At 66.5% G+C, this 3614-nt stretch carries 5 protein-coding genes and 1 pseudogene; 5 read left to right on the top strand and 1 reads right to left on the bottom strand.

Going from position 1 to position 3614, the window contains the following annotated elements:
* Together OP79_RS48580 and OP79_RS48575 are read left to right on the top strand one after the other, a co-directional pair.
* A partial coding sequence (locus OP79_RS48580) for a zinc-binding dehydrogenase (protein WP_157857545.1) occupies nucleotides 1-242 on the top strand: 242 nt, incomplete at its 5' end.
* A gap of 32 nt (nucleotides 243-274) precedes the next feature.
* Nucleotides 275-1225 (top strand): alpha/beta hydrolase, encoded by a 951-nt coding sequence (locus OP79_RS48575; RefSeq protein WP_033329645.1) that lies wholly within the window; start codon nucleotides 275-277, stop codon nucleotides 1223-1225.
* 25 nt (nucleotides 1226-1250) lie between these two features.
* Here OP79_RS48575 and OP79_RS48570 read toward each other — a convergent pair whose 3' ends face one another.
* The gene (locus tag OP79_RS48570) at nucleotides 1251-1493 is read right to left on the bottom strand and encodes a hypothetical protein (protein WP_033329644.1); all 243 of its coding nucleotides are present in this window, start codon (nucleotides 1491-1493) and stop codon (nucleotides 1251-1253) included.
* A 65-nt stretch (nucleotides 1494-1558) separates the two neighbouring features.
* Between OP79_RS48570 and OP79_RS48565 the strand changes: the two genes are divergently transcribed.
* The 3 genes and pseudogenes from OP79_RS48565 to OP79_RS48560 all read left to right on the top strand — a co-directional run bounded on the left by OP79_RS48565 (nucleotide 1559) and on the right by OP79_RS48560 (nucleotide 3261).
* A complete protein-coding gene (locus OP79_RS48565) occupies nucleotides 1559-2140 on the top strand; it encodes an SRPBCC family protein (RefSeq protein ID WP_078492534.1) in 582 nt (193 codons plus the stop codon).
* A 52-nt stretch (nucleotides 2141-2192) separates the two neighbouring features.
* Nucleotides 2193-2320 (top strand): annotated as a pseudogene (locus OP79_RS57920) (IS110 family transposase); the annotation flags it as partial.
* Between the two features lie 65 nt (nucleotides 2321-2385).
* Nucleotides 2386-3261, top strand: a complete 876-nt coding sequence (locus OP79_RS48560) for an aldo/keto reductase family oxidoreductase (protein ID WP_033329643.1) — start codon at nucleotides 2386-2388, stop codon at nucleotides 3259-3261.
* The last annotated feature ends 353 nt before the right edge of the window (nucleotides 3262-3614 follow it).

Below are 3614 nucleotides of genomic sequence, written 5' to 3'. Positions count from 1 at the left end.
TGGTGAACACCACGGTGTGGATGCCCGCACCCAGCGACGAACAGCGCGGCGTGCGCGGCATCGACCTGTTCGTCCGCAGCGACGCCGACCAGCTGTCGCGGCTGGTGGCACTGATCGACTCCGGCGAGCTGCGCGTCAACGTCGCGCAGCGAGTGCCGCTGGCAGAGCTGCCGGCAGTCCACGCCCAGGCCGCCACGGGCGAGCTGCACGGCAAGGCCGTCATCGTCGCGCCCGCCGCCTGACACCGACCGACCAGCCTCGAAAGGAAAACACCATGACACTGTCCCTGGATCCCGAGATCGCCGAGGCGCTGGCCCCGATGGCCGGCGCGATGGCCGAGGCCAAGCCGCCGGCTGTGGGCGACATCGCGGGCCGCCGCGCCATGTGGGAACCGATCATCGGCGCCGCGGGAGCCGCGCAGCCGATCCCGGCCGACGTGACGACCCACGAGCACTACGCGACCGCAGACGACGGCACACAGATCAAAATGCGCTGGTACGTCAAGGACGGCGCCGAGCCCGGCCCGGCCGTGCTGTTCTTCCACGGCGGCGGATACATCCTCGGCCACATCGACCTGTTCGACGGTCCGGTCTCCCGCTACGTGTCCTCCAGCGGCGTGCCGATGCTGTCGGTCGAGTACCGCCGCGCCCCCGAGCACCCCTTCCCGACACCGCTCGAAGACGCCTACGCCGCACTGCGCTGGTTGCACGAACACGCCGCCGAGCTGGGCGTCGACGCCAACCGCATCGGCGTGATGGGAGACAGCGCCGGAGGCGGCATGGCAGCGGCCCTGACGATCCTCGCCCGCGAGCGCGGCGGCCCGCGGATAGCCCGGCAGATCCTGCTCATGCCGATGCTCGACGACCGCACCACCACACCCGACCCGCACATCGATCCCTACGCTCTGTGGTCCTACGACGACAGCCTCACCGCATGGCCGGCACTGCTCGGCGAGGCCGCCGGCGGCCCCGACGTCCCGCCCACGGCAGCTCCCGCCCGTCTCGAGGATGCGACCGGCCTGCCGCCGGCCTACATCGAGGTCGGCCAGCTCGACGTCTTCCGCGACGAGGACACCGCCTACGCGACCAAGCTCAGCCGCGCCGGCGTGCCGGTGGAGTTCCACCTTCACCCCGGCGTCCCGCACGAATTCGACTCCATCGCCTTCGACACCGACGTCGCGCGACGTGTCATCGCCGATCGGGTCCGGGTGCTCAAGTCGATCTGAGCGGTGACGAGCGGCTTGCTGTCACTTACCAACCCACGTCGCCAGCCACATATCGCTGCGGTCCCTGGGTCAGCGAGGAAAGGGCCCGCCGGAATGCCGGGCGGTCCCTACCTCGACGTCGCCCCTGAAGCGCCTCGGCGCCGGCACGCAGGTGCTCGTCCACCCCGTACTGCGGCAGGCTGCTGATCGCCGTCAGGAGGTGAAGCAGGCACTCGATGTTCAGGCCGGTGGTCGGGTCACTCACATCACGAATCTGCTTGCTTCCCATTCGAAGCATTTCATGTTCGTTAATGCTTCACAGTGGATTCATATCACCAAGACAGGAGAACATCGATGTCCGACAAGAAACCGATCGCGGGGAAGAAATCGACCGAGCCTCAGGGGGCCGCAGTGGTCCAGGCGATACCCCTCCTTATCGGCGCAGCCGACAACACTGTTCCGATCACAGTCCAGCGGCGAACTTCGGTGGCGCCCGCCAACGCGTTCCGATTGATCGTTCCCATCGACCTGTCGAGCGTTTTCCACCGGGTGGCACCCTTTCCCGGTGTCAAAGGTGTGACAAACCAGACCGAAGCATGGGATCACGTCGGTCCCACCAGGAATCCGCAGTTCGACGACGGGTCACAGGCCGACGAACAGTTGGTCGAGTACACGGAAGGCTCGAGTTTTGCGTATCAGCTGACGGGATTCACGAACATCCTCTCCCGGCTCGCGGCAGGCGTTCGAGGTGAATGGAACTTCAATCCCGACGGCGATGGCACCCTCATTCGGTGGACCTACGAATTCAAGCCTCTTCCGGGCCGTCGCTGGATTCTCGCCGGTCCATTCGCCCCCCTCTGGCGCCGATACATGGTGGCCGCCCTCGCGAGGTGCCTGCAAGTGATCGAATCGGAAGAAAACCGCTCGCAGGCGTAGTTATCGAGCCCCTCACGCTCCAGGGTGCAGTCGTGGCCTGAAGCCGCCGCTTTCCATACTTGACGAGCGCAAACTCTTCGCCACGAGGATCGAGGAACTACTGGAGACCCACCCTCTTTCGAAGGTCCAGATCTCGATGCCCGGAATCGGGGTCAGGACGTAGCCCGCATCCTCATCGACGCAGCCCGATTTCCTTGACGAACCACATAGGGGCACCCCCCACGTGCACGACGAAAGGCAACAGCATGAGCGCACCCTCCCTCTCTCTTCCCGGCGGCACCTGGACTCTGGGTGACCTGACCGTCACCCGGTTCGGCTACGGCGCCATGCAACTGGCCGGCCCGTGGGTCATGGGGCCGCCCACCGATCGCGAGGGCGCCCTGGCCGTTCTGCGCGAAGCGGCGGTCGACCTCGGAATCACCCACATCGACACCAGCGACGCCTACGGGCCGCGCGTCACCAACGAGTTGATCCGCGAGGCGCTGCACCCCTATCCCGAGTCGCTGCACATCGTGACCAAGGTGGGCGCGACCCGCGACGAACAAGGTGGCTGGCCCACGGCCCGGCGACCCGAAGATCTGCGCCGCCAGGTCCACGACAACCTCAAGTCCCTCCGGCTCGACGTACTCGACCTGGTCAACCTCCGACTCGGCAACGCCGAAGGTCCCCAGCCCGGCTCGCTCGCCGAGGCGTTCGAGACGCTCGTGGAACTCCAGCAGCAGGGCCTGATCCGCCACCTCGGGGTCAGCAACGCCACCGAGGAGCAGGTCACCGAGGCACAGAGCATCGCGCCGATCGTGTGCGTGCAGAACATGTACAACCTCGCCCACCGCCACGACGACAAGCTCATCGACCGGCTCGCCACCGAAGGCGTCGCGTACGTGCCCTTCTTCCCCCTCGGGGGCTTTACCCCGCTCCAGTCCTCGGCGCTCTCGGCGGTCGCCGCTCGATTGAAGGCGACACCGATGTCCGTCGCACTGGCCTGGCTGCTGCAGCGATCACCGAACATCCTGCTCATCCCCGGCACGTCATCGACAGCGCACCTGCGCGAGAACATCGCCGGCGCGGGACTCTCCCTCTCGCATGAGGACTTGACCGAGCTGGACGACATCGGCCGCTGAATGCCCCGTAGCTGAACGGCCCACAAGCCACAAGGAGTCGTTGCCGCCGCTGAGGGTCATGCGTCGGACGTATGACCGGGCGCTGCGCGTCGGCAACGACTTGGGATCGCCGGCCACCTGTGCCATCAGCGTGCGGGGACTGGGCACCGCGGCAAGGAACAACTGCTGTGACCAAGCGGTCACCAGTGCGCCAAGGCACCTGCCCACCGCTGCGCGACCAACGCGCCGCTGTCCTTCGATCAGAAAGAAGTTTCGTCATGACTCCTGAGCCCCTCACCCCCGCCAACACCACCGTCGTTCTCGTCGACTACGCAGTCGGTTTCGCAAACCTTCTGCGCTCCCACAACCTCGCT

The organism is Streptomyces yerevanensis (genome assembly GCF_000716805.1).
In the GTDB taxonomy this organism is placed as follows: Bacteria; Actinomycetota; Actinomycetes; order Streptomycetales; family Streptomycetaceae; genus Streptomyces; species Streptomyces flaveus.
Note: the sequence above shows the minus strand (reverse complement) of the source record. Positions and strands in the feature narration are given on the sequence as shown.

Coding starts and splice junctions, on each gene's coding strand:
- OP79_RS48575 (WP_033329645.1), top strand. CDS start 275: ATGACACTGTCCCTGGATCCCGAGATCGCCGAGGCGCTGGCCCCGATG.
- OP79_RS48570 (WP_033329644.1), bottom strand. CDS start 1,493: ATGGGAAGCAAGCAGATTCGTGATGTGAGTGACCCGACCACCGGCCTG.
- OP79_RS48565 (WP_078492534.1), top strand. CDS start 1,559: ATGTCCGACAAGAAACCGATCGCGGGGAAGAAATCGACCGAGCCTCAG.
- OP79_RS48560 (WP_033329643.1), top strand. CDS start 2,386: ATGAGCGCACCCTCCCTCTCTCTTCCCGGCGGCACCTGGACTCTGGGT.